Below are 26,126 nucleotides of genomic sequence, written 5' to 3'. Positions count from 1 at the left end.
TCTAATATATGTCAGATATTGTAAAACCGGCTAGCGAAAAGCAGCTCTTTGGGCACCCACAAGGCCTATTCTACCTGTTTTTTGCAGAGTTGTGGGAGCGCTTTAGTTTCTATGGAATGCGTGCATTGCTCACGCTCTATATGGTTAATGTAATTTTTGAGGCATTGGCCACGAGGGATTATGCCGCAGCGGCAGTTTATGCTTCTTATGGTTCCTTGGTTTATGCTTCCACAGTTATCGGGGGTAAGATTTCGGATTCCATTCTAGGAATGCGGGCGTCCATTTTTTTAGGTGGAATTTTGATGGCGCTAGGCCATTTCGTGTTGGCCATTGAACACAACATAGCTTTCTTCTTGGCTCTGGCTTTGATCATTGTTGGAAATGGTTTTTTCAAGCCCAACATATCCACCTTCGTAGGAACACTATATAAGGATGGAGATACCCGAAAAGATTCTGGATTCACCATATTTTATATGGGAATAAACATTGGAGGCTTTGTTTCCCCTTTGCTCTGTGGTTGGCTTGGAGAAACCTATGGATGGCACTACGGCTTTGGTCTTGCCGGAATTGGAATGTTAACGGGTCTGCTCTTCTTCTGGAGCGGCATTAAAAAGAATGTATTTGGTGATGGAGGGAGACCACCCAGTGTTGAGGTTTATGAAAAGAAGGTGATGGGAATTCCCCAAAAGCATCTGATTCCCATTTTGGCCTTTTTGTCCGCACCTTTGATTGCATTTTTACTGCACTCCTACAAATCGTTGGGAGCCGAAGGAACGGCTTTTGCGGATACCAATATTGTAAATCTCTTGTTTTATCTGGTGGGGATAGCCGTACTGATATATATGGCAACCATCATGGTTAAATCAACAGCGGATGAGCGCAAAAAGCTCTTTATGGCGTTGCTGATTACCTTCTTTATGACCATTTTCTGGGGCTTTCATGAACTACACGGCAGTGTGATTACCTTATTTGCGGCTCGAAATGTGGACTTGTCCTTGATTAATGCAAGTCAGACAAATGCCCTGAACTCCATGTTCATTGTTATTTTGTCCATCCCAATTTCCATCATGTGGACCTATATGGCCAAAAAGAAAATCAATCCAAGAACCCCATACAAATTTGGGATGGGACTGGTATTGGCAGGTTTGGCCTTTTATGTGGTGTCCTTGAGTGGGGGTAGCGCAGACGAAAATGGGATGGTTCCGTTTTCATATTTGCTCTGGCTATATTTTATTATTTCCGTAGGAGAACTATTTATGTCTCCCGTGGGATTATCAAAAATCACAGATTTGTCTCCTAAGCGAATCGTGGCCTTTATGATGGGCGTTTGGTTCCTGTCATCCGCTTATGCCTTCCAGATTGTTGGGTTCATCTCCAAACAATTGGCCATTGAAAGTACGGATAGCAATGTTGGAGGTCTCGAAACCTTGGACGTCTATTTGGATGGATTTCGATTGATTGCCATTTACGCCTTGGTGGCAGGGGCGGTAGTATTGCTATTTGGCCCTTTAATGAAACGTTTGATGGGCAACGTCCATTAATCTTTATCAAAATTGAAAACATAAAATCCCTTTTCACTGGTACTGTGGAAGGGGATTTCTTTTTGTGCACAGGTCGTTTCCCATTGGTCCACATAACTCCTGTAATTGCTTCCATCTGCCAAGACCATTTTAGGTTGAACAGAGTCCAAGAGTCTGCCCAAATGTACTTTTGGAGATTGGGTTAGCACGAGATAGTCAACACCACTTTTTGTAGGATAGCTGCCAAAGCTGTCCACCACAAAAATTCTATTTTGGTTGAGTCTGTAACTGTTTTTTAATGCATGCACTTTGGTGGATGCAATGCGCTCTGCAATTTTGAAGTGGTCAATCCATGTAGGTGTTAAAAGAGTGTCCCTGCTGTAAATAGTTAAAGCATCTCCCTGTTGATGGAGCAGTAAACTCTGTTTGGTTTGATGGGCCAAAACCAAGCTTTGGGCAGTACCGGATTGCCATTGGTTCCAAATAGCCCATAATTGCATCAATAGTATGCCAATACCCAGCATCCAAATATTTTTAACGCTGGGTTTAGATAGCGTTCGTACCAACGCAATGATAAGAACATACCCCAAAACCATCTGAACTTGGTCAAATGGAATATCCCTGAAAACAAATCCTTCTTGCTTTCCCACCCAGGCCACTACGGCATTCATGGTTCCAATTAAAAAATTATATACCTCCACCAATTGATGGGGTAGGGAATGGGCCAAAGACAGGATGATCACAAGAATTCCCATACCCAATAACAACCCTAGAAAAGGCACCACTAAAAGATTGGAAACAAAGAATAAGGCAGGAAATTGATGAAAATAATAGAGGCTTATTGGCAAAACACCCAATTGGGCCGCAATACTAACGGACATAAGTTGCCAGGACTTTTGTAAGATGACGTTTTCTGGAGACCAAAACCGTTGCAATTTGGGATACAACCAAACAATAGAAAATACAGCAGCATAGCTCATTTGAAAACCCACCTGAAATAGGAACAAAGGCTTGATCAACAAGATAAAGAACATGGAAAGCGCCAAGATGTTAAAGGCATTGGTGGGACGGTTCAAGTGCATGGCATAGGCCACAAAGGAAAACATGGTAACGGCCCGCACTATGGAGGGTGATAATCCTGCGATAAAGGCATACATCCAAAGAAAAAGAACCACCGCAATTAACTTAAAGGTTTTCCCCTTTGGGAGTCTTTCCAGAGGTGACAGTAAAAATTGAAACAAAAGGAGCAGGATGCCCACATGTAGTCCAGAAACAGCCAAAATATGTACCGCTCCAGCGTCCCTATAACTTTTGTAGGTGTCCTCAGATATGTCCTTCCGCTGGCCCAGCACCAAGGCCTGGATCACGCTTAATTCTTCCTTTTCAAATTGCTCTTGTTTCAAGTTGGAAATTATTCGATTCCTAAAGCGGGAGGCTATTCCGTATAGCGTAGAGGAGGGATTTTCCTGAATCCTAAATTGATTGGGCTCTGCTCGAATTTGACGTCGGATTCCTTGTTTGGCCAAATAGTCTTGGTAATCAAAGTTATTGGGGTTTAAAGGGGGACGGATGGTTTCTGCCTTTCCCCAAAGTGCAAGTTCGTCATCAACCCTGAGCAATTTGGAAGTGGAATCCAAAGGCAGGGTGAGCAGCAATTTCCCTCTTGACTTGCTCCCGTCCAACGAATGCAGCTGGGTTATATATCGCTGGGAATACGGGTTCGGTTTTAATACTTCCTGAATCTTTAATTCCCATAGGCCTGTGACATCTTCTTTCGGATTTTCAGACCTTCCTTCCCATGTGCTGGACGTTGAAATAGTTACCGTAAAAACTCCGAGAACTATGGTGGTTATTGCAGTAAGGCATTCAAAAAAAGGGAAAGCTCGACGTTTCTGTTTTTTGGAACTAAAATAAAGGATGGGGAGTAGTGAGAGAAGAAGAATCAGAGCCCAATGGGGCCTAATATTCCAATAAAAACCCAACACAATGCCCACGATTAGGCAGAGGGTCAACTTAATGGACACAAAATTAAATTGCTGCATTTACAATATCCTCATGGCCTTGACAAAGGCGTGGTTCCAATACCCTTCCCTAAGGGAAGAAACTATGACTCCACGTGAGGTTGTAGCGTGAATAAATTTGATTTCGTTTCGGTTGACATCGACCACCAATCCCACATGATTGATGCGTTTGCCACTTTTGCTCGTTTTAAAGTAAAGTAGATCTCCTTTTTGTACCTGGCCTACCTTAATGCGTTTTCCATGTTCCGCCATCTGGTGCGATACCCTGGGAAATTCAATATCATTTTCCTTGAGCGAAACAAACACCAATCCTGAGCAATCCATGCCTTTCTGGGTGGTTCCCCCAAATTTGTAACGGGTGCCCGAAAAGGTCATCGCCGTAGCAATGATATTTTGGGCCTTGGTATTTTTTTGTTCTTCTTTTCTGGAGATTTTGGGTGGTGCAGCTTCCTCAATTGAACCTTCGACCGTGATGGTAGGAGTTCTGTTTTTACTATACGTTCGCTTCTTTTTTGCCCCACAACCAAGCAGGAACAAAAGGGTAAGAATGCAAAGGACGTTTCGTAACATGTTAAGTAGGTTTGTGACTTGAGGCCATAAATTAAGCATTTTCAATGATTAATTGAGCCGCCAATTGACTGGCACCTTTTCCACCTAGTTTTTTCCGAAGCATCTGATAGTCATTCAAAATAGCTTCGCGTTTGGGTCCTTCAACAATCTTGCCAAGCTCCTGTTTAAGGTTGGCTGTTGTTAAATCATTTTGTATCAGTTCTTTGACCACTTCCTTGTCCATGATCAGGTTGACCAGGGAGATGTAATCCAACGTAATGATTCGTTTGGCAATTTGGTACGAAATCCAATTCCCTTTATAACAAACCACTTGGGGAATACCAAATAGTGCCGTTTCCAAGGTGGCCGTTCCGCTGGTTACCAATGCGGCATGCGAGTACTTTAACAGAGCATAGGTCTGGTTGGAAACATACCCCACTTTGTTTTCCTTCAGATAGGAGGAATAGAAATCCTGGGGTAAACTGGGTGCACCTGCAATCACAAATTGATACAGTGGGAAATCCTTGGTCACCGAAAGCATTACCGCCAACATTTTTTGAACTTCTTGCTTTCTACTCCCAGGAAGGAGGGCTATGATAGGTTTATCAGAATCCAACGAGTTTTGCAAACGAAAATCCCGTTCTTCGGGTATATCCGTGTTTTCAATGGCATCAATTAGGGGATGCCCCACAAAGTGAACTGGATAGCCATGCTTTTTTTCGTAAAAATCCTTTTCAAAAGGGAGAATTACGTGCATTTGATCAATATCTCTTTTGATGTTCTTGATTCTGCCTTCCCTTGAGGCCCAAATTTGGGGAGAGATGTAGTAATTGGTTTTAAAGCCATTTGCTTTGGCCCATTTTGCAATGCGAAGGTTAAATCCTGAAAAATCAATGAAAACTATGACATCGGGGTTAAATTTTCCGATATCCTCCTTGCAGAAAGAGATGTTCTTGAAGATGGTGGGAATGTTCTTGATGACTTCCAAAAACCCCATAAAAGCCATGTCTTTGTAGTGCTTGGCCAATGTGCCGCCCGCTTGTTCCATCAAATCACCGCCCCAGCATCTGATCTGGGCACTGGCATCCTTTTGCCTAATGGCCTTGATCAAATTTGAACCATGAAGGTCTCCTGATGCTTCCCCGGCAATGATGTAGTACTTCATCCTAAAAATTCATTTTCAAGGGTCAAGATCATTTGAAAAATTTAAAGTACATGATGAGCAGGGCTGTAAGCAGGGTTGCCACCATGACCCCCCTGGCCCTGTGGTCCCTCTTAAGCCGTAAAAACCCAAAAAAGGCCACCAAATTAAGTATCGCGCCCAGTGCGAGTAAGCTGCCCATATGGCCTTGGGAAACAGCGGCTTCAAAGGTTTCGGTAATTCCAAGGTCGGAAAAAATCAAAATGTATCCCAGGGTTCCAAGTGTATTGGCAATAATACCTACAACAAACCCGATTAAAACTTCTTTTCTGCTATTCATTTAAACTCCAATTGTTTACTTGTGGAATGGCATGATGGGCGGTAAGGTCAAACTGTGTGGGAACCACGGAAACGAAGCCTTGTGAAAGTGCCCACTCATCTGTGTCCTGTCCCTTATCCAAAAGCTCAAATTCCCCGGAAAGCCAGTAATAATCCTTGCCAGTGGGGCTAGTTCGTTTGTCAAACTGTTCTTTCCAATTGGCCCTGGCCTGTCTGCACACCTTAATGCCATTGGGTTCTTTATCGGTTTTAGGAAAATTCACATTGAGCACGGTACCTTTGGGAATTCCATGAAGCAATGCCTCAGTCACAATTTTCTTTATGGATTTACTGGTGTGTTCAAAATTTGCTTCCCAGGAATAATCACATAACGAAAAGCCAATAGCGGGAATCCCTTCAATCCCTGCCTCAATGGCAGCACTCATGGTACCGGAATAAATAACATTAATAGACGCATTGGAACCGTGATTGATACCACTAACACAGATATCAGGCTTTCTGTCCAACAATTCTTGGAGGGCCAATTTTACGCAATCTGCCGGGGTTCCACTACAACTGTACTCTAAGGGAGCCCCTTCTTTTTGGTCAATGATGACCTGTTTGGAATATAAGGTGCTATCAATGGTAATGGCATGTCCCATGCCGGATTGTGGGCTATCTGGAGCTACCACAACTACCTCTCCTATTTCCTTCATTACACTGATCAATGATCGAAGCCCAGGGGCAGTAATTCCATCATCATTTGTGACCAGGATGAGCGGTTTATCCATTTTATATAATTAATAGGGTAAAAATACGTTTTTCATTAGGATATGAAGCTCTAGGTGTTTAACAAAAAATTAAACGGACTTGACCAGACTGGCACGGTTTTTTCAGTATCTTAGGGAATTCATACAAGTAGAAACGGAGGATGAAGTGATGATTTTATGGTTGGTTAGCCAACTAGTTTCGTTCCCAATTAAACAACCTTTTTATGAAAAAGAATTTCACCTTAGCTCTTTTGGTAATTCTTGTGGCAGTAGCCTCCTGTAGTTTTACAAGCAAATCTTTTGAAAACGACGACAAGGACAAATTGTTGTTGGATTTGATTACCTACGTCTTGGAACGCGGTCATTATGAGCCCAAAAACCTAAATGATAGTTTTTCGTCTAATGTATTTGATGACTTTGTGGATATTCTAGATCCAACAAAGCGCTACTTTTTGGCAAGCGATATTCGGGAGTTCGAAAAGTATAGATTTCAAATTGATGACGAAATAAAAAATACGGACATCACTTTCTTTAACATTGTGTACCAGCGTTTGATGAAGCGTATGGGAGAAGCAAAGGATATTTACAAGGAGGTATTGTCCCAACCTTTTGATTATTCCATTGAGGAAACCATCAATATTGATTATAAAGACCAAGATTACGCTGCCAACAGAAAGCAGTTGAAGGAGCGATGGAGAAAGCAATTGAAGTACAATACCTTGGCAGTTTTTGACGGTAAGGTCGAAAACGGAATCACGGATGCCGGGGAGCAGGTAAACAATGCCAATCTATTGACCTATAACAGCATTACTTCTGCAGTAAATAGGGATGAATTGGAGGCAGATGCCAGGGAAAACACAAAAAATACCTTGGACGAGTTTTTTGATTTTATCGATGACTTGGAGCGCAAAGACTGGTTTGTACAGTACATCAACACCATTGTGGATGAATTTGACCCGCACACCTTCTACTTTGCTCCTGATGACAAGGAGAAGTTTGATATTGGAATGTCTGGAAAGTTTGAAGGGATAGGTGCCCGTTTGCAAAAGAAACCCGAAGGTGCCAGAATCATGGAAATCATTTCAGGTGGACCTGTTTGGAGGGATCAAAGCCTAGAAGTTGGGGATGAAATTCTTAAGGTGGGCCAAGATGGCGAAGAACCCATTGATATTGTGGGAATGCGTTTGGACGACGCCATCAAATTGATTAAAGGGCCTAAGGGCACTGTTGTTGACCTGACCGTTAGACGTGTGGATGGAACTATTGAAGTGGTTTCAGTAACAAGGGATGTGGTGCTTTTGGAAGAATCATATGCTAAATCTGCTACCGTTAAAAGAGAAGATCACAAATATGGATTGATCAATCTGCCCAAGTTTTATGTAGATTTTGAGGACTATACCGAAAGAAATGCCGCGACAGATGTTGCCAAAGAGGTAGACCGACTTCGGGAAGCTGGGGTTGAAGGCATTGTGCTTGACCTTAGAGATAATGGTGGAGGTTCCCTTAAGACCGTTGTGGAAATGGCCGGACTTTTTATCAAGGATGGTCCAATTGTGCAAGTAAGGTCTTCGGGACAAAGAAAAGAAGTACACGAAGATAAGGACGAGCGAATTCAATGGGATGGCCCATTGGTTATCTTGGTGAATGAGTTGTCTGCATCTGCATCAGAGATTTTGGCTGCGGCCATGCAGGATTATAAGCGTGCTGTTGTAATCGGTAGTAAGCAGACGTTTGGTAAGGGAACCGTTCAAAATGTGATTCCCTTGGATAATATTGTCCGTAGCAACGAGCACGGAGATTTAGGGGCCATAAAGCTTACCACCCAAAAATTCTACAGAATCAATGGAGGTTCTACCCAATTGGAGGGAGTAAAGAGTGATATTGTGGTTCCAGACCGTTACAGCTATATCGACCTGGGAGAGAGAGATCAGGAAAATCCTTTGGGTTGGGACAAGATATCTCCTGCTGACTATGAAATCTGGGATGGTTATATCGATTTTGAAACAGCAGTGGCCAATAGTAAAAAACGAATGGCTGCAAATCCACAGATCAAGTTGATTGAGGAAAATGCCAAATGGTTAAAGGAACAACAGGACGAAACCATTGTTTCCTTGAATTATGATGTCTATAAGGTCAAGGAAGGTGAAGCCAAAAAGCGTTCAGACCACTTCAAGAGTCTAAGGGAATATGATTCCAAACTCACATTTGAATCTTTGAAATACGAAACTGAATTGTTTACCCAAGACTCCGTATTGCGTGAAAAAAGAAACCGTTGGCACAAGGACTTGGCTAGGGATATTTATGTAGAAGAGGCCATTAATGTACTTCGGGATCTACAGTTGAACAACATTAAAAGTACAGAGCGAAAATTGGCCAGCGTTAAAGGATAAAAAACAGTTCTAACGATATGAAAACCGACTTTTCGAAGTCGGTTTTTTTATTTCTGTGTGTTACTTTGGCGAGCTACAATTGAAGGCCGTAGATTCTTGATTCCTCCTCCCAAGGATGATACCCTTGACCTACATACTGAAATCCATGTTTTTCATAATATCCTATATGCTCTGTACAGAGATAAATGTGCTGGAAGCCACCTTTGCGGGCATCTTCTTTAGCTTTTTCAATCAGGATTATGGGGTAACCCTTTCCTCTATGTTTCTCTTCAATGAACAAAGCACAAATCCAAGGATATAGATCCATTCTGCTGATAAAATCATTGGTGATCAGTCCAGCGCAACCTATGGTTTCTCCATTATTTCCCAACAAATACTATTGTGGTAATGGATTAGGGGAGTCAATACAACTACTAATGCAATCTTGATATACCTCTGGTGGAACACTTTTCCAAGTCTGTTGGAAATAGGAGATAACATGTTCCAAGCTTTCAGGATTTTCGCGAACGGAAATTATCTTCATGCTTGTTTGGCTTTTGATGAATCATTGTGGGATGCTAACAATTGGATGAAAAGAACAATGACTAGCAAAATAGAAGCTGGAAAAATCCAATTGTTCTTGGCCCAGCTTGCTCTACCATAAACTGTTTTATTATCTAATCTTATCTCCACAGGATCTTCCCTAGAATTATCTTTTCCTAATCTAACTTTCATGTACTTATTTATTGCACTAGAGTCTTGAAAAATGGGCCAATACTCTTTGAAATTAGAAGTTAGGATGTACTTCTTTTCTTGTTGATCAATTGTCACTAGTACTAAACGTTGTTTCGTCCTGTATCCCATGTAACTTTTTCTACGTCGTTCTTTATATGTCTCGGTATAAACCTCGCGCAAAGTGCCAGATTCATAGGTGAAGCTTTTTTCGGGAGAAATTATATTGGGTAGATAATAGAAAATAAATATCCCAATTACCATAATGCCGATAATAATAATCTTAAAATCTTTGAAATATTTGTAAAAGGATTCTGTAGAATTCATGAAAGGGGTAAATTCAAACTTTGGATTAACAGTTGAATATAAAAATAGAAATACTAGAAGCAGCCCATACGTTTTCAAAAATTAATTTATGAAAAACAAAACCATCTATACCTTTCTTTTTATTACCTGTGTGGTGGGGTTTTGGGTGTTTGAGAATTTTTATACGCCAGCCACCTATTCCAATCCAGAAAGTGACAATGATGGTCCGTTAATAGATAAGCTTTTTTTGCCCCAGTCCACTACGGATGCCGTAGTACAGCATGATTATTTTATGCTTTCCTATAGCGAGCCGCATGAACAGGCAGAGTGGGTAGCCTATCCTTTACATAGGAGTCATCTTACGCATGATGACCGTCAGAGACCTTATTTTATTGAAGACCCCAAAGTGAAAACCAAATCGGCGGATTGGAGAAATTATAGAGGTTCTGGTTACGACCGTGGGCATCTTTGTCCGGCTGGGGACAGAAGGTTTTCTGAATATGCGTACAACGAAACCTTTTATACCAGCAACATTAGCCCCCAGGATCGGGATTTTAATGCAGGCGTGTGGAACCGTTTGGAACAACAGGTAAGACAATGGTGTAAAAAACGAGGAGATTTAGTGGTTATAACAGGAGGGATTTTGGAAAATGGACTGGAAGAAATCGGGGAAGAGGATGTGGATGTTCCAGAGGCTTTCTTCAAAGTGATTATTAAAAAAAGTGGGACTGGGGATGAATTCCTCGCCTTCCTCATACCGCATAGGGAAAGCCAAAAACCTCTAAATCAATTTCTGGTTTCCATAGATGAGCTGGAAAAACGTTCGGGGATAAATTTCTTCGTGAATCAACCCAAAGAATGGCAAGACAAACTGGAAGCGGAAATCAATGCTTCAGGTTGGGATTTTTAAATACCGTCCTTTAATCGGTTGGAATCCAATTTCAGGAAAATAAACAACAGCATCGTAAAGAAGATAAGCCCGGAACCTCCGTAGCTGAAAAAGGGTAGTGGAACACCAATGGTGGGCAAAAGCCCAATGACCATCCCAATATTTATAAAATAATGAATCAGCAGAATGGAAATGACTCCATACCCGTACATCCGGCTAAAATCGCTTTTTTGCCGCTCCGCAATATAAATTAACCGTAAAAAGAAAATGGAAAATATGAGAATAACCGAAGCGGTCCCCAAAAAACCCCATTCTTCGCCAACAGAGCTAAAAATATAGTCGGTATGTTGCTCGGGAACAAAGTCTCCCTTGGTACGGGTGCCTTCCAAAAAACCCTTTCCAAAGAACCCACCGGATTCAATGGCTTTTTCGGATTGGTACGTATTGTAGCCAATGGTCTTTCGGATTTCCTCCAATTTTTGCTCATCCTTTTCCAAACGCAGCCAAAGGGCAAAGCGATCACGGTGCCTTTGCTCAAAAACATTGTCAAAGACAAACCGAACGGAAAAGGAGAACAGAACCGCAGCTGCCATGATGGCTATAAAAGGGAGTATGGGAATTTTGGTCGATTTTTTCTTGAACCCAAAAATGAGGATGGTCAGCATAACCAAACCAATGGAAACCCAGACAGTTCCGTACATCAAGGTGGTGGCAAATAAAATGACCATTACTAAGAGGATTCCCAAATAGTAAAGGGGAAAACCTTCCCTGAAAAGCACAAAAAAGAGCGAAAAGTAAATTAGGGAACTCCCCGGATCTGGCTGGGGCAAAATCAGTAGTGCTGGTAAAAGAATGATTACCAGGGCATATAGTTGATGCCTTCTATTTTTGATGTCGGTCTGAATATCACTCAGGTACTTCGCCAGGGCTAAGGCCGTTGTCATTTTGGCCAATTCTGAAGGTTGCAGGTTAAAAAAGCCCAAATCGTACCAAGAAGTTGCGCCGGCTATGGTTTTACCAAAGACAAAAAGACCTAGCAAGAGTACAATGGAGGCAATGTAGAAGATGGAGGCGAAGCGTTCAAAAAAGTTGGTTTCTATAAATAGCACGAATACAATGCCCATGCCAGCGAGGCCCATAAAAAACAGTTGCTTGCCATACAAGGTGGAAAAATCGAAAATGGAAAGATCGGGATTACTTAATGTAGTGGAGTAAATATTGACCCAACCCATGAAAACCAAAAGAGCGTAGAGAAAAACGGTAAGCCAATCCAATCTGCCAAACAGCCCCCTTCTACCAAACATACTCGTTTATCTTGAACGGTTCCCCACTTAAAGGTTTGGCATACTCGTGCTCCAAGGTCTTTTCGAGCATGCGTTTTTCCAAATCCTTGCGGGTAATTTCCCCTTTGAGATATTTTTCAATCAATAATGAAGCAATGTGTCCAGCGTATCTCGCTCCATAATACCCATTTTCAATGTATACGGCCAGGGCAATTTTGGGGTTTTCCACGGGGGCAAAGGCCACAAACACCGAATTGTCCGTAAGCTGTACCTTCTCGCCGTTAATTCGGGTAAAGTTTTCCACAGTCCCGGTCTTACCTGCAATGTTGACTCCTGGTACCTGAATCCATTTGGCCGTTCCGTATTTGTAAACGTTGGACATGCCTTCGATAACAGGATCAAAATGTTTTCGGTCTATGGTGGTATAATGTGGTTCGGTGTATTTTGGGTCGACAGCTCCTGAAGAACCAACACTTTTTAGAATGTGGGGCGTGTAATAATACCCTCGATTGGAAATTGCTGCGGTCATGTTGGCCAATTGAAGAGGAGTGGCCGCAACTTCCCCTTGCCCAATACTGTTGGATATGATGGTGGATGAAGCCCATCTACCATCACCATACCATCTATCATAAAAGTCCTTTCCTGGGATTCTGCCAGGTCTACCCGTTGGAAGATCCGTGCCCAGATAATTCCCCAGACCAAAACTTTCAATATGCTTTTCCCAAACATCCATCCCCTCGTCCGTAGTCGGGAACTTTTCATAGATTTTTCGGAACGTTCCTGCAAAATAGGCATTGCAAGATTCCTGAATCCCCAATATCATATTTCGCACTCCCCCTCCACAATGGCATCCCTTTTTCTGGTTTCCAACATAAAACCCATTATAACATCGGAACTTGGTGCTGGGTTCTATCACACCTTCTTGAAGCGCCACCAACGCATTTAATGTTTTGAACGGAGAACCAGGTTCCTTTTCAAACGAAATGGAACGATCAAACAGCGGCTTGGAAATGGAATCGTAATGGAGCTTACTGTAATTTTTGGAGCGTTGCCTACCTACCAATAAGGAGGGGTCATAAGTGGGTCCGGAAATCATGGCCAAAATCTCCCCGGTTTTGGGTTCTATGGCTACAATTCCCCCGCGTTTTCCATGCATCAATCGTTCTCCGTATTCCTGTAGCTTTTTGTCAAGGGTGATTCTAATTTCCTTCCCCTGCTCGGGTAAAGTGTCCAGTTTTCCACCTTTATAGGGGCCAATATCCCTATTAAATCGGTCTTTTTGGATGTATTTTACCCCCCTTGTGCCCCGCAATAATTCTTCGTATTGTTTTTCAACACCAGTTTGGCCTTTTAGTTCACCGGCCACGTAGTATGGGTTTCGATCCAAATCCCATTCGTTTACCTCACTGATATAACCCAAAACATTGGCAGCTCCTGAAGTTGTATAGTAGCGGAGGGAACGTTTTTGGATATAGAAGCCTTCAAAGTGCCTCATTTTTTCCTGTAGGCGTGCGTAATCTTCTTTGGACAATTGCGGAACCAAAACCGAAGGAAGTCGAGGGGAATAGGTTCTGGCCTTCTTCATTTTTTTGACAAATTCGGCTTTGTCTATAGCCAGGAGATTGCAAAATTCCAAGGTGTCCAAAGGTTTTACCTCTCTGGGGATTACCATGACATCATAGGCAGCCTGGTTACCTACCATGAGTTCCCCATTGCGGTCGTAGATATATCCCCGTTCGGGATAATCGTATATTTTTTTAATGGCCGGGTCGTCCAAAATTTGGTCTGGGGAAAAGCGAAACAGCTGTAAATAGGAGAGTCTACCAATGAAGGTAAATCCAATGATTACAATGATGGAAGATAAGAGTAGCTTTTTCATTTAAAACCCAATTTGCCCTTGCATCTTTTATTTCAACGGAACAACCACAATTTTATTCGCTTTGCGGGCTGAAAAGTGAACTAAAGAGGGCACATATTATCAAAGTTACAATACCTGTGGCAAAAACCTTTTTCAAAATGAGAAGGAAATGGGACAGACTCATGATTTCAAACGAGAAAAAGACCACTTGATGGATCAACACCAATAGCCCCAAAAATGTCAATCGCTGAATTTTGGTGGTATTCCTGAAACTGAAATTCTGAAACTCATAGTTTACGCCAAAGCAGAATCGCATGATCACAGGCCTAACATAGGCTACGGTAACCGATGCGATGGAATGCAAGGCAAGGGTGTCAGAGAAGAAATCAATCATGAAGCCCAGCAAAAAGGCGGTGAGCATAAATATGGCCCTATTGCTTTTAATGGGATACCAATAAAAGAAAATGACATAGACCAAGGGATTGATGAACCCAAGAAAATTAAGAGTGTTGAAAATCAGTACTTGCGTTAGCACAAGTAAGACAAAACGAAGTCCGTTAATAAACAAGGTACTATTCATTCTGTGTTCTGGCTTCGAGTTCCCGTATTTCCTCCTTGTTTTTGTTGATAATCAGGTACACATTTTTGATGTTGGACATGTCGTTGAACAGTTCCACATCAATGTGATAAAAACTTTTGGACTTGTCCAGATCGTACTTTTTGATGACACCAATAGGGATATTTTCAGGGAAAATACTGGACATGGCCCCTGTAACAATGGTATCGCCCACCACTAAGGGAACCAATCTTGGAATATCTACCAATTGTACCACATTATAATCGCCCACATCCCAAGTAAGGGAACCAAAATAATTGGTGTTTTTGATTTTAGCATTGATGTTGGACTTGGTATTGAGCACACTTTGAACCGTGGAGAATTTATTGGATGTATTTTCAACAATGCCCAAAATACCTTTGGTTGTTATCACGCCCATATCCGTTGCAGTCCCATGATTTTTTCCTTTGTCAATGGTAAGATAATTGCGTGGGGATGAAAAACTATTCTTGATTACGTTGGCACTGATTACTTCATAGCTTGTGGATATAGAATCAGGAAAAATGGGATTGGTCAGGGCAGCATTGTTGAAGAGCAATCGTCGCAATTCCTCATTTTCTTCCACCAAATGCTGATTTTCCTCCCGTAGAGCGAAATAGGCCGAAATATTGGCAGCGGTTCCATAGATATTACCACTGACCCATTTGGAGGAGTTAAAGAATCTGGATTGATGGTAGGAATGTGATCGGATGGTCAGTACCAGTGAAATGACCATGAGGAAGCCATAAAGAAACGCATTTCTGTAACTTAGAATAAAATTGATGATGCGCTGCATGCAACTGTATCGTTACGAAAGTCCACAAACTTTCAAATGGTTTGCCGTTGGGGATCCGGCTACTTGATCAATATACTTTTGTAGCGCTCTAGGTTTTTAAGCGCAATACCTGTACCTCGTACCACCGCCCTTAAAGGATCCTCTGCAATATAAACAGGTAAGTCGGTTTTTTGGGATAATCTTCTGTCCAGCCCTCTCAACATAGACCCACCACCAACCAGGTAAATTCCGGTATTGTAAATATCGGCGGCCAGCTCAGGCGGTGTTTGCGATAAAGTTTCCATGACAGCATCTTCCACACGAAGGATACTCTTGTCCAATGCCTTGGCAATTTCCCTGTAGGAAACTTGAACTTGTTTTGGTTTCCCGGTCAATAAGTCTCTTCCTTGAATGGATTTGTCATCCGGAGGGGACTTTAGGTCCTCAGTTGCCGAACCGATTTCAATTTTGATGGCCTCGGCAGTGCTTTCCCCAACATACAGGTTGTGTTGGGTGCGCATGTAATAGATAATATCATTGGTGAATACATCCCCGGCAATCTTAACCGATTTATCACACACGATACCTCCCAAGGCAATGACAGCAATTTCTGTGGTACCGCCCCCTATGTCAACGATCATGTTTCCTTTGGGCTGCATAATGTCCAATCCAATACCAATGGCCGCAGCCATAGGTTCATGAATCAAATACACTTCCTTGCCATTTACGCGTTCGGCGGATTCCCGAACAGCTCTCATTTCCACTTCGGTAATACCGGAAGGAATGCAGATGACCATTCGCAAAGCTGGAGGGAACCACTTTTTCTTTAGTGCCGGAATGTTTTTGATGAACATATTGATCATCTTTTCGGAAGCATCAAAGTCGGCGATTACCCCATCCTTCAATGGCCTAATGGTTTTGATGTTCTCATGGGTTTTACCCTGCATCATGTTGGCTTCCCTTCCCACGGCAATAATCTTGCCGGAAACCCGATCACGGGCCACAATGGAGGGGCTGTCCACGACTACTTTATCCAGATGTATGATGAGGGTGTTTGCAGTACCGAGGTCAATGGCGATTTCCTCGGTCATGAAATCAAAAAATCCCATAGAAAACGTTGGTTTTTCGGATTAACGGTAAATTTTATCGGCTAATGTACTAAAATTAATGTTTAAAATGCCGAGTGCCTGTCATTACCATGGCCAGTCCATTTTCATTGCAATAATCTATGCTCAATTGATCTTTGATAGAACCTCCAGGTTGGATAATACTTTTGATACCTGCTTTATGGGCAATCTCCACACAATCCGGGAAAGGGAAGAACGCATCGCTGGCCATTACGGCACCTTCCAAATCAAAGTTGAAGGACTTGGCCTTGTGGATGGCTTGGTTCAAGGCATCCACCCTTGAGGTCTGACCGGTTCCACTAGCGCAAAGCTGCTTGTTTTTGGCCAAAACTATGGTATTGCTTTTGGTGTGCTTGCAGAGCTTGGAAGCAAATATTAGGTCTTCAATTTCTTCTGTTGATGGCTGTAGGGTGGTGACAGGATCCAATCCGTCAGCAGTATCGGTCTTAAAATCCTTATCCTGAACCAAAACCCCATTAAGGCAGGTTCGAACCAACTTTTCTGGCAGGTCTACCTCATTTTGAATTAAGATGATTCTGTTTTTCTTGCCTTTCAGGATGTCCAAAGCTTCTTCGGAATAACTTGGCGCAATGACTACCTCACAGAACAACTTGTGTATTTCCTCAGCGGTAGCGGCATCGATCTCCACATTGGAAATCAAGATTCCACCAAAGGCCGAAACCGGATCTCCTGCAAGGGCATCCACATAAGCTTCTTTAATGGTGCTTCGGGTGGCAAGGCCACAGGCATTGTTGTGTTTAAGGATGGCAAAGGTGGGGGCGTCGTTTTTAAACTCCTCCATTAGGTTTACCGCTGCATCCACATCCAAAAGATTATTGTAAGAGAGTTCTTTTCCGTGTAGTTTGGAGAATATCGCATCTAAATCTCCCACAAAACTTCCACTTTGATGTGGGTTTTCGCCATATCGCAAGATATGTTGAGTTTGACTTTTCGTGTCATCTTCAACCTGGCCTTCAGCAAAGTAGGAATAAATGGCGCTATCGTAACCAGAAGAAACATCAAAGGCCTTTGTTGCAAATCGCTTTCTGTCTTCGAGCGATGTGTAGCCATTCCCCTCTGAAATCACATTTAAGAAATCTTCGTAGTCCTCCATGGAAGACACACACAGTACATCTTTGTAATTTTTAGCTGCTGCTCGGATGAGGGAAATACCTCCAATGTCAATTTTTTCAATAATATCTTGTTCCGAAGCTCCACTGGCCACTGTTTTTTCAAACGGATATAAGTCAACAATAACAATGTCCAACTGGGGAATATCATATTCGGTCATTTGGGCCACATCCCCGTCGTTATCCTGGCGATTCAGTATGCCCCCAAATACCTTGGGGTGCAAGGTTTTTACCCGCCCGCCCAAAATGGAAGGATAGTCCGTGACTTCTTCTACCGGCACCACATTTATCCCTAAATCCTTGATAAATTTCTCGGTTCCACCTGTGGAGTAGAGTGTAACTCCCAGTTCGTCAAGTTTTCTAACAATGGGTTCCAATCCGTCTTTGTGAAATACGGAAATAAGGGCGGCTGAAGCTTTTTTGGTGGTAGTCATTTTGCGTCTTAAAAATCAATTTCTTAAGCACACAAAAGTAATTTTTTTGTCAGTAAAATGTGAGCTGTGTTATCAACAAAATGGTACTAGTTTTAAAGAATTTGTGATACTTTTTCGTTTACAAATTCTAAAAAGCGTTCGTCTTCCTCTGAAAAAGGGTCTGGGGTGTTGGAATCAATGTCGATTTGGCCAATATTCTCCCCGTTTAAAAACAGCGGAACAACAATTTCAGCCTTTACCGTAATACTGCAGGCAATATAATTGTCTTGTGCGGCCACATCAGGAACAACAAAGTTCTGGTTGCTTACGGCCACTTGCCCACAAATGCCTTTGCCAAAGGGGATTATGGTATGATCCGTAGGCTCTCCCGCATAAGGGCCCAATTTAAGTTCCTCTCTATCCCCATTTCTAAAATAAAATCCAACCCAGTCGTAATAGGGGATGGAATCCCGCAGTAAATCACAAACTGAGGCAAGACGCTCATCCACGGTTTTCTCTGATTGGTCTAGTATGGAGACCACTTTGGGTTTTAATTCGGCAAGCATATTCTAGTTTTTGCAAATGTATTTTAAACTGAACATTTAGGTCGATTTTCGTCATGGAAATTACACTAGGACCTCCCTAAAATTTAGTTAAGGTATGGGGCTGTTTTAGAGAGGAACTGAAATATTTGGTAATTTTGTGCTCGTGAAAGTGCTTTTTCAACAAATAGCATCGGTTTGCATGGCAATGTTGGTATTACTTTCCACGGTCTCATGGACTGTGGACAAGCATCTTTGCATGGGTAGGGTAATGGACATTTCCCTATTTACAGAAGCTGACGATTGTGACATGGAAAAGGCCATGGTTGCCATGGGCAATGAAACCATGGACAATCATTGTTGTGATGATGAGTCTTTCACCATTTCCGGTCAAGATGATTTAAAATTGACTTTGACGGACTTGGAGTTGGAGCAGCAGGTTTTTCTGTTTGCTTTTACCCATACCTTTCTTAATCCCACGGCTTCACTTGAAGAACATTGTGTGCCGCATCAGGGTTATCCTCCGCCCTTAATAACCAGGGATATACATCTTTTGGATCAGGTCTTCTTGATTTGATGTTTTAAACAATTTGCAGTTACCCGTCTCAGAAATGTGAGTCGGGAAGGTTGATTTATTTCAATTACAAATGTTTAAAATATCAAATGAAACACATATTTAAAATAATGCTTTGGCTACCACTAGTCATGACCGCTCAAGATAAAATTGAGGGGATGGTCATGGAAGCCAATGCGGAAAACAAGCATATTGGGCTAGCTGGTGCCAATGTGTACTGGATGGACTCCCCCCTGGGAACCATTACCAAGGAAGATGGGACTTTTAGCATTCCCTATTCCCCTGATTACAACAAATTAATCATAAGTTTTATTGGTTTTCAATCAGATACGCTGACCATTGATGCGCCCAAAATGGTGCATCATTGGTTGCGGCCGTCCAACCAATTGGATGAGGTGGTTGTGGAGAAAGAACGGGATGCTGTTCAGAAAGCCTATTTTTCGCCTCAGAATGTGGTCACGGTAAATAGCGCAGAACTGCTCAAAGCAGCATGTTGCAACCTGTCTGAAAGTTTTGAGACCAATCCGGCCATCGATGTCAATTTCAACGATGCGTTGACGGGGACAAAGCAAATACAGATGTTGGGATTGACCAGTCCCTATCTGTTGATTACCCAAGAGAATATCCCTATGGTTCGTGGGGCTTCGCAAGCTTTTGGACTCACCTTCACGCCAGGGACCTGGGTAGAGAGTATCCAGATTACCAAAGGCGCAGGAAGTGTGGTTAATGGGTACGAAAGTATTTCGGGCCAGATCAATACCGAGTTGCAAAAACCACTTACCGATACCCCCATATTTGCCAATGGCTATGCCAATCTAAATGGGAGATTGGAACTGAACACCCATTTGAATACCAAATTATCAGACAAATGGAGTACCGGACTGTATATTCATGGCAATAGACGGGATATTGAGGTAGATAACAATGATGATGGTTTTTTGGACAATCCATTGGCCAATCAGATTAACATCATGAACCGATGGCAATACCAAAACCCGGAAACGGGATGGGTTAGCTTTTTGAACGTACGATATCTTAATGATGAAAAACAAATTGGCCAGGAGGACTTTAATCCGGATACTGATCGATTTACAACCAATGCCTGGGGCAGTGAAATTGACACCAAACGGTTTGATGGATCAATGAAATTGGGCTATGTTTTTCCCAATTTGCCCTATCAGAGTTTCGGATTCCAAGCTTCATATAGTAATCATCAACAGGATTCCTACTACGGGTTTAATGTCTACAATATTGACCATACCAGTGTTTATTCCAATTTGCTGTTCAATTCCATTATTGGTAATACCAAGAACAAGTTCACCGCTGGTTTGACATTTGCCTATGATGGCTATGATGAACTGGTTAACACTCAAAATTTTGAGCGCGTGGACCGTTCCGCAGGTGCGTTTTTTGAATACGCCTATACCAATTTGGAAAAGTTGAGTTTTACCGCTGGTTTACGGGTAGATACCCATAACAGATTGGGCAATTTTGTTACTCCCCGCCTGCATCTAAGGTACACACCTTGGGAGAAAGGGAGTCTGAGGGGTTCTTTTGGTATTGGAAGAAGGGCTGCCAACATTTTTGCAGAGAACCAGAAACTGTTCGCGTCCTCAAGAACTATCCAATTGCAGGGCAATGGAGGGCCAGTTTACGGATTTGACCCTGAAAAGGCCGTTAATTATGGTGTGAGTTTTCTACAGGGATTTACCCTGTTTGAAAGACCGGGTAATTTCTCCGTAGATTTTTACAGAACAGATTTCGACAATCAAATTGTGGTGGATTGGGAAAATCCTAGGGAAGTTACCTTTTCCAATTTGGACGGAAAAAGTTATGCCAACAGTTTTCAGGTGGAGTTAAACCATGAACTGTTGCCTAGATTTGAAGTACGAACTGCTTATAAATTCTATGATGTAAAAACAGATTACCAAAACGGAAGATTGCAAAAACCCCTGCAGGCAAGACATCGCTTTTTTACCAATTTGGGCTATACAACAGAACCAACGGAGAATGGCTCCCAATGGCGTTTTGATTATACCTTCAATGCTCTTGGTGAACAAAGACTCCCCAATACATCTTCCAATCCGATTGATTTGCAATTGGGAGATTTTTCTGAGGGCTATAGTTTAATGAATGCCCAGGTTACTAAAGTCTTCTCCAAGAAATTTGAAGTGTATTTGGGGGGAGAGAATTTGACTAATTTTAGGCAAGATAACCCTGTATTGGGGTCACAGGACCCTTTTGGAACGAACTTTGACACGACCATAGTATATGCCCCAATCTTTGGTCGGATGGTATATGCGGGCTTTAGATTTAAATCATAATAAACTAAATTAATACAAGATGAAAAATAGAATTTTGATAGTTGTTTGCTTGTTGATCTCCACCTTAGGGATGGCTCAGGACAAAAACAAAAAAATGGTCTTGGACGTCAACGGGAAGTGCGAAATGTGTAAAATGCGCATAGAAAAGGCAGCTCTTGAAGTGCCAGGGGTGAAGTTTGCCAGTTGGGACATTCCCACCCACCAACTTTCTTTGGTCATGGACGAGAGGAAGACTGACGCCATGAAGATTAAAACGGCTTTGGTGGAAGCAGGTCATGACACCAAGGAATTGAAGGCAACCCAAGAAGCCTATGATAAAATCCATCCGTGTTGCAAGTACCGAGAAGACAATACAGATGATAGTGGCCAACACAAGAATCATTAAATGAAACATACCTATTCCATAACAGGAATGACCTGTGGAGGTTGTGTGTCGTCTGTTACGGAAAAACTGTCAAATGTGAGGGGTGTGGAGCATGTTGAGGTAGACCTTGCTTCTGCTTCAGCACAAATTTCAATGAATCAGCATATTGAATTGTCTGATTTAAGGACTGCGCTTCCTGATAAATACAGTATTTCGGAACAGAAGGATATTGTTGAATCTATAGATTTGCAGGAAGAGAAATCGAAATGGGCCCAGTTGCAACCCTTATTCTTGATTTTTGCCTACCTCTTTGGAGCAGCAATTTTGCTCCATGTGAGAGATTGGAACACTAATGAAGCCATGTTGGACTTTATGGGACTGTTCTACGTTGTTTTCAGCTTTTTCAAATTTTTGGATTTAAAGGGTTTTCCGGAAAGCTTTGCCATGTACGACCCCCTGGCAAGGGCAGTGCCATTTTATGGATGGCTTTACCCTTTTATTGAACTAGGTTTGGGACTGCTATTTTTGATGCGATTGGAGTTGCAATTTGCCCTAATCGCCACAATTGTGCTACTTGGGGTAACAACTTTTGGGGTCACCAAAACCTTATTGGACAAAAAGAGCATCCGATGTGCGTGCTTGGGAACCGCATTAAAACTTCCCATGACCGAGGCCACCTTTATTGAAAATGCCATCATGTTGGTTATGGCATTTTGGATGCTGTTGGCTTAAAGTAAGTAAAGGCCTCTTTTCGGCATAGTAATACTATCTGATCAAGAGGCCTTTTTTTAACTTATTTGAGTTTGATTACAAAAGCTTTGGTGTTTAAAAGATTTGGTTTCAGACTTTCAGGAATAGAGATTACCAAGTTGTCCTCCATTTTTTTCGTCTTTAAGGAAGTGTTCGTTCCTATCAATTTGCCTCTTAATCTTTTTTGGACCTTTCCAAGTGGAAAACTGATTTCGGGAGGTAAATCCGTTTGTCCTTCCTCAACCAAATAAATCAAATAAATGGTGCCATCTGGTTTGGAGGTCACGCAGATTTGGTCAAACTTGTATGGATCTAGGGCACGGGTACCGTAAATGGCTTCGCTATTTACTTCCATCCAATCTCCCATTTCCTTAAGCATCTTGTAGGCACCTTCATCCCAAGTGCCTGTTGGACTTGGGGCAATGTTTAAGAGCAGATTGCCTCCTTTCGCCACAATATCTACCAAGAGGTGTACAGCTTCCCTGCCGGACATATATTTTGCGTTGAAGCTATAAGACCATCCTCCACCGGCTATGATGCATGACTCCCAAGGATAGGGTAGCGGTTTGTGGGGGACTCTATTTTCTGGAGTCAAATAATTCTGGTTTTTTCCATGAACAGCTCGGTCAACCACAATCAATCCAGGTTGTTTTTCCCTGGCTTTGACCACTAATTCGTCCATTTTTATGTCTTGGTTCACAATCCGATGTTTGAGATAACCATTGTCGTTATTGGTCAGCTGTTGGTCGTACCAAGTTGTTATGGCCGATTTTGGGGTTTTGGCTACCCAACCGCCATCCAACCAAAGGATATCTACCTTGCCATAATCAGTCAATAGCTCCAAAATTTGGTTGTGGGTGAAATCCACATACTCCTGCCATTTTTGAGGGTTCGCCTCGGGTTCATAGTTCACATTCCGATCTCTTGGTGGATAATAGGGATCCCAATAGGACGGAACATTCCAGTCCGGCTTTGAAAAGTATGCCCCGGTCCATAGCCCTTCGTTTCTAAAGGAATCAAAGATTTCTTTGGTGATGTTTGCCTTGGGGTTTTTGGAGAAGGGGACATCTGGTGCCGTTATCTTATAATCGGTGTATTTGGAATCGAACATGGAAAAGCCGTCATGATGCTTGGTGGTGAAAACCACATATTTCATCCCAGCGTGTTTGGCCGCTTTGGCCCATTTATTGGGGTCAAAGTCCACCGGATTGAAGGTCTTTCGTAAGTCCTCGTATTCTTTTTTATAGGCGAAATAATCTTGGGGGTTTGAGCCTTTTGTGCGTTCGCACCAACCGTATTCTTCGGGACAAAGTGACCAAGATTCCACAATTCCCCATTGGCTATAGGTGCCCCAGTGCATAAGCAAACCAAATTTTAAATCTTGCCAAGCTTCCAATTTGTCCAAGACCAAAGGGTCTGTTTCGGGAACGTACCGCTCATCCTCATAAACGGCTTGGGCTTGTAGTTGGGTTCCAATGGACATGCATGCCATCAGCAGCAATACTTGTATGGTAAAGGTTTTTTTTGTCATAGTATGGTTTTAGTCAATAATAATCTCATCGGCAAATACCCACGAGGGCAATCCAGCGGCATGGTGCCAATACGGAGTTGGGGTATTTGGGGCAATTACTTTAATGTATCTCAGGCTGGTGGGGTCAAAATCAAGGTCAAAGTATTGTATGTCGTTGACCTTGCTCTTCTTGTTTAGCGGCTTTGGATTTGCCAGCATTCCAAGAGAAACGAAGTTTTCGTTATCCATAGATCCCAAATAGTGTACTTCGGATGGAAAAAACACCACATGATTGGTCACCTGTAAAAAAGCCATGGAAATGCTGCTAACGGATTGGATTTTTCCCAAGTCCACCACCACTTCCATGTTATTCCCTTCGTAGCCTAGCCAATTGGCATAAAAACTACTACCGCCCAAAGCACCATCAGTGAGCACCATGGGATCTTCTCCAGCATATTTTTTGGGTTGGGTTAGTGTCACCACTTTTTTCCCTTTGGCCTTGTTGGGTTTCTTGGCCATTTCCAGGGCAGACAGGTAATTGGCTCCATACTCGTTTACCGTGAAACCCATTTCGTTCATCAGAGTGATGTCGTTTGCCTTGGCGGTCTTGCTAAAGTTGTCCAACAATAACGCAACAGCTGGATTTATGGATTCCACCCCATTGGCATCAGCAACTGTGAGGCTCAAATCCGAGGTCAGGTTTTTTCTACTGGCTTCCAAAACCGCATAATCAATCCCCATGCGGGCCAGCTTAACCCGATTTACAATTTCCGGTTTTCGAGATACCGCTTCCTCAGCGGCATCGAAAAGGGCCACGTATTCTTTTAAAAGTTCAGGATTCAGATAAGAACCAAATGCTTCTGAGGGATCTCCGTATAGAAAAAGGAAAAAATCCGGAACCTCTTGCAATTGATCATGAATCTTGTTGACATATTCTCGTACGAATGGTGCTGCTTCTTCATAATATCCATCTGTAAACTCCTCGAGCAAGAACTGGAAATCAAGATTTGGATTCCAGAGTAGTTTTGCGGTCATATACGAACGAAGCTCGAACAATTCACTGGGATTATTGCTGTGTTGCTCAAATACCCATTGGGCATTGTTGTCCCGAAACAACTGAATGTTGGGTTGCAAGGTTCGGATGTTCGGGAAGGGTGCCAAAAAATTGGTGAATTGGGTGGTATAATCCCAGATACGGATGTTGTCGGTCAATTTTCCCCAACCGATAAGGTCATTGGCAAAATCCTGACATTTGTCTGCAATGGGGCCACTGCGATCACATTCTATGGAACATAAGGTGATCAACACATTTTCCTCTGGTTTTGATTTTGGAGGTTTACGGGTATGTTGATAGGCCAGGGTAGATATGGTCTTTTCCGGGAAAGCCTTGGCTACCTCGTTTACAAACCGAATCATGGTACCGGCAGGGCTTCCCTCAGCTTCGTCTACCTTACTGCAAATGGGACATTGGCAGTACTGCTGATTGTCATCCTGGCTCACAGATAAAACGGCAGCATTGGGATGTCTTTCAAAAAGAGCCGCCACCGAGTCTTTTACAATCCGAAGAACTTCTTTATTGGTCAAGCAAAGTTGGGTAGGCAATCTTTTATCGCCCCTTAGGGCATAATATTCTGGGTGCTCCTCGTAAAAAACCTCCTCTGGCATAAACTTATGAAACGTATGTACCCGTGCAGAGGGGACATAGGTTGGAAACGCTTCGTAGGTTACCTTGAGTTGATCCGCGAATTCATGATTTTGGTAAAATAACCTTGAATGAACAGTTCGTGTGGTAATTTCGGGAGTATAGGAATAATCGATTGGATTTAGGGAAATGGTCTTCATTTCCGGAATTTTTGCAACTCCGGGAGCGTACCATTTACAGTCCAAGAACTTTTCCAAAAACTCATAGACTGCGTTTTGGGTAGCAGCGTCGGAACCGCCATAGATGTATAAATTCCCGTCTTCAGTCTGGATTTTGATTTGATGGTGTTCCAAGGATTCTTCCTTGATATTGCCCACATAGATTTTCTTCTTTGTGGTTTGGGAACTTTCTCCAACAACATCAAAGTTTGCTCCACTTATTGTTTTGAGATGCTCCGCAAGTTTTTCTGCGGCTAGATGAACTTGTTTGGAGGCATTGTCCATAAAGACAATTTCATAGTCCGTTTGGCCTTCTTTGGATAAAGTAGTTTTATTATTGGAACAGGCCGATAACAGAATGGTCAGGCCAAGAATGATGAAAGGTAGTTTTTTTGGCATTGGATTT

Annotated in this window: 23 protein-coding genes; 7 read left to right on the top strand and 16 right to left on the bottom strand. The window is 42.5% G+C overall.

What is annotated here, in order from left to right; translation table 11 throughout:
* Positions 1-8: 8 nt before the first annotated feature.
* Positions 9-1,541, top strand: coding sequence for a peptide MFS transporter (locus tag ACO6S0_RS14975; RefSeq protein ID WP_422349128.1), 1,533 nt, complete (start codon positions 9-11; stop codon positions 1,539-1,541).
* Here the strand turns inward: ACO6S0_RS14975 and ACO6S0_RS14970 are convergent.
* The 5 genes from ACO6S0_RS14970 to surE are packed head-to-tail and all read right to left on the bottom strand — an operon-like array spanning position 1,538 to position 6,340.
* On the bottom strand, positions 1,538-3,562 hold the full coding sequence (locus ACO6S0_RS14970; protein WP_422349127.1) for a ComEC/Rec2 family competence protein: 2,025 nt from the start codon (positions 3,560-3,562) through the stop codon (positions 1,538-1,540). The two genes, ACO6S0_RS14975 and ACO6S0_RS14970, sit on opposite strands and share 4 nt — an antisense overlap.
* Positions 3,563-4,111, bottom strand: coding sequence for a C40 family peptidase (locus ACO6S0_RS14965; protein ID WP_422349126.1), 549 nt, complete (start codon positions 4,109-4,111; stop codon positions 3,563-3,565).
* A 31-nt stretch (positions 4,112-4,142) separates the two neighbouring features.
* Entirely contained in the window at positions 4,143-5,255 is a 1,113-nt protein-coding gene (gene lpxB / locus ACO6S0_RS14960) for a lipid-A-disaccharide synthase (protein ID WP_422349125.1), read from the bottom strand.
* A gap of 28 nt (positions 5,256-5,283) precedes the next feature.
* Positions 5,284-5,571 (bottom strand): hypothetical protein, encoded by a 288-nt coding sequence (locus ACO6S0_RS14955; protein WP_422349124.1) that lies wholly within the window; start codon positions 5,569-5,571, stop codon positions 5,284-5,286.
* Positions 5,564-6,340, bottom strand: a complete 777-nt coding sequence (gene surE / locus ACO6S0_RS14950; protein ID WP_422349123.1) for a 5'/3'-nucleotidase SurE — start codon at positions 6,338-6,340, stop codon at positions 5,564-5,566. Before surE ends, ACO6S0_RS14955 begins: the two co-directional genes overlap by 8 nt.
* Positions 6,341-6,543: 203 nt before the next feature.
* On the opposite strand from surE, the gene ACO6S0_RS14945 reads away from it, so the two are divergent.
* Entirely contained in the window at positions 6,544-8,709 is a 2,166-nt protein-coding gene (locus ACO6S0_RS14945) for a carboxy terminal-processing peptidase (protein WP_422349122.1), read from the top strand.
* Between the two features lie 73 nt (positions 8,710-8,782).
* Here ACO6S0_RS14945 and ACO6S0_RS14940 read toward each other — a convergent pair whose 3' ends face one another.
* On the bottom strand, positions 8,783-9,079 hold the full coding sequence (locus tag ACO6S0_RS14940; protein WP_422349121.1) for a GNAT family N-acetyltransferase: 297 nt from the start codon (positions 9,077-9,079) through the stop codon (positions 8,783-8,785).
* Between the two features lie 149 nt (positions 9,080-9,228).
* Positions 9,229-9,747 (bottom strand): hypothetical protein, encoded by a 519-nt coding sequence (locus ACO6S0_RS14935; protein ID WP_422349120.1) that lies wholly within the window; start codon positions 9,745-9,747, stop codon positions 9,229-9,231.
* 88 nt (positions 9,748-9,835) lie between these two features.
* Between ACO6S0_RS14935 and ACO6S0_RS14930 the strand changes: the two genes are divergently transcribed.
* Positions 9,836-10,636 carry a DNA/RNA non-specific endonuclease gene (locus ACO6S0_RS14930; RefSeq protein WP_422349119.1) on the top strand — a complete coding sequence of 267 codons (801 nt, stop codon included), beginning with the start codon at positions 9,836-9,838 and terminating at the stop codon, positions 10,634-10,636.
* Here ACO6S0_RS14930 and rodA read toward each other — a convergent pair.
* The 7 genes from rodA to ACO6S0_RS14895 all read right to left on the bottom strand — a co-directional run bounded on the left by rodA (position 10,633) and on the right by ACO6S0_RS14895 (position 18,362).
* A complete protein-coding gene (gene rodA, locus ACO6S0_RS14925) occupies positions 10,633-11,919 on the bottom strand; it encodes a rod shape-determining protein RodA (RefSeq protein ID WP_422349118.1) in 1,287 nt (428 codons plus the stop codon). The genes ACO6S0_RS14930 and rodA overlap by 4 nt on opposite strands.
* Positions 11,909-13,777, bottom strand: coding sequence for a peptidoglycan D,D-transpeptidase FtsI family protein (locus ACO6S0_RS14920; protein WP_422349117.1), 1,869 nt, complete (start codon positions 13,775-13,777; stop codon positions 11,909-11,911). The genes rodA and ACO6S0_RS14920 overlap by 11 nt, the downstream gene beginning before the upstream one ends.
* Before the next feature lie 52 nt (positions 13,778-13,829).
* Positions 13,830-14,336, bottom strand: coding sequence for a rod shape-determining protein MreD (locus ACO6S0_RS14915; RefSeq protein WP_420400909.1), 507 nt, complete (start codon positions 14,334-14,336; stop codon positions 13,830-13,832).
* On the bottom strand, positions 14,329-15,147 hold the full coding sequence (gene mreC, locus ACO6S0_RS14910) for a rod shape-determining protein MreC (protein ID WP_422349116.1): 819 nt from the start codon (positions 15,145-15,147) through the stop codon (positions 14,329-14,331). Before mreC ends, ACO6S0_RS14915 begins: the two co-directional genes overlap by 8 nt.
* 59 nt (positions 15,148-15,206) lie before the next feature.
* On the bottom strand, positions 15,207-16,235 hold the full coding sequence (locus ACO6S0_RS14905; protein ID WP_422349115.1) for a rod shape-determining protein: 1,029 nt from the start codon (positions 16,233-16,235) through the stop codon (positions 15,207-15,209).
* A 55-nt stretch (positions 16,236-16,290) separates the two neighbouring features.
* A complete protein-coding gene (purH, locus tag ACO6S0_RS14900; RefSeq protein WP_422349114.1) occupies positions 16,291-17,817 on the bottom strand; it encodes a bifunctional phosphoribosylaminoimidazolecarboxamide formyltransferase/IMP cyclohydrolase in 1,527 nt (508 codons plus the stop codon).
* Between the two features lie 92 nt (positions 17,818-17,909).
* Entirely contained in the window at positions 17,910-18,362 is a 453-nt protein-coding gene (locus tag ACO6S0_RS14895; RefSeq protein WP_422349113.1) for a GAF domain-containing protein, read from the bottom strand.
* 136 nt (positions 18,363-18,498) lie between these two features.
* On the opposite strand from ACO6S0_RS14895, the gene ACO6S0_RS14890 reads away from it, so the two are divergent.
* The 4 genes from ACO6S0_RS14890 to ACO6S0_RS14875 all read left to right on the top strand — a co-directional run bounded on the left by ACO6S0_RS14890 (position 18,499) and on the right by ACO6S0_RS14875 (position 22,332).
* Positions 18,499-18,915 carry an HYC_CC_PP family protein gene (locus tag ACO6S0_RS14890; protein WP_422349112.1) on the top strand — a complete coding sequence of 139 codons (417 nt, stop codon included), beginning with the start codon at positions 18,499-18,501 and terminating at the stop codon, positions 18,913-18,915.
* A gap of 86 nt (positions 18,916-19,001) precedes the next feature.
* The gene (locus ACO6S0_RS14885; protein ID WP_422349111.1) at positions 19,002-21,236 is read left to right on the top strand and encodes a TonB-dependent receptor; all 2,235 of its coding nucleotides are present in this window, start codon (positions 19,002-19,004) and stop codon (positions 21,234-21,236) included.
* A 19-nt stretch (positions 21,237-21,255) separates the two neighbouring features.
* The gene (locus tag ACO6S0_RS14880; protein WP_422349110.1) at positions 21,256-21,621 is read left to right on the top strand and encodes a heavy-metal-associated domain-containing protein; all 366 of its coding nucleotides are present in this window, start codon (positions 21,256-21,258) and stop codon (positions 21,619-21,621) included.
* Positions 21,622-22,332, top strand: a complete 711-nt coding sequence (locus tag ACO6S0_RS14875; RefSeq protein WP_422349109.1) for a heavy-metal-associated domain-containing protein — start codon at positions 21,622-21,624, stop codon at positions 22,330-22,332.
* Between the two features lie 61 nt (positions 22,333-22,393).
* Here the strand turns inward: ACO6S0_RS14875 and ACO6S0_RS14870 are convergent, their stop codons facing one another.
* Together ACO6S0_RS14870 and ACO6S0_RS14865 are read right to left on the bottom strand one after the other, a co-directional pair.
* Positions 22,394-23,881, bottom strand: a complete 1,488-nt coding sequence (locus ACO6S0_RS14870; protein ID WP_422349108.1) for an alpha-L-fucosidase — start codon at positions 23,879-23,881, stop codon at positions 22,394-22,396.
* A gap of 9 nt (positions 23,882-23,890) precedes the next feature.
* A complete protein-coding gene (locus ACO6S0_RS14865) occupies positions 23,891-26,119 on the bottom strand; it encodes a DUF4838 domain-containing protein (RefSeq protein WP_422349107.1) in 2,229 nt (742 codons plus the stop codon).
* Between the last annotated feature and the right edge of the window lie 7 nt (positions 26,120-26,126).

Origin of the sequence: Flagellimonas sp. (genome assembly GCF_965233845.1) — a bacterium.
Lineage (GTDB): Bacteria > Bacteroidota > Bacteroidia > Flavobacteriales > Flavobacteriaceae > Flagellimonas.
Note: the sequence above shows the minus strand (reverse complement) of the source record. Positions and strands in the feature narration are given on the sequence as shown.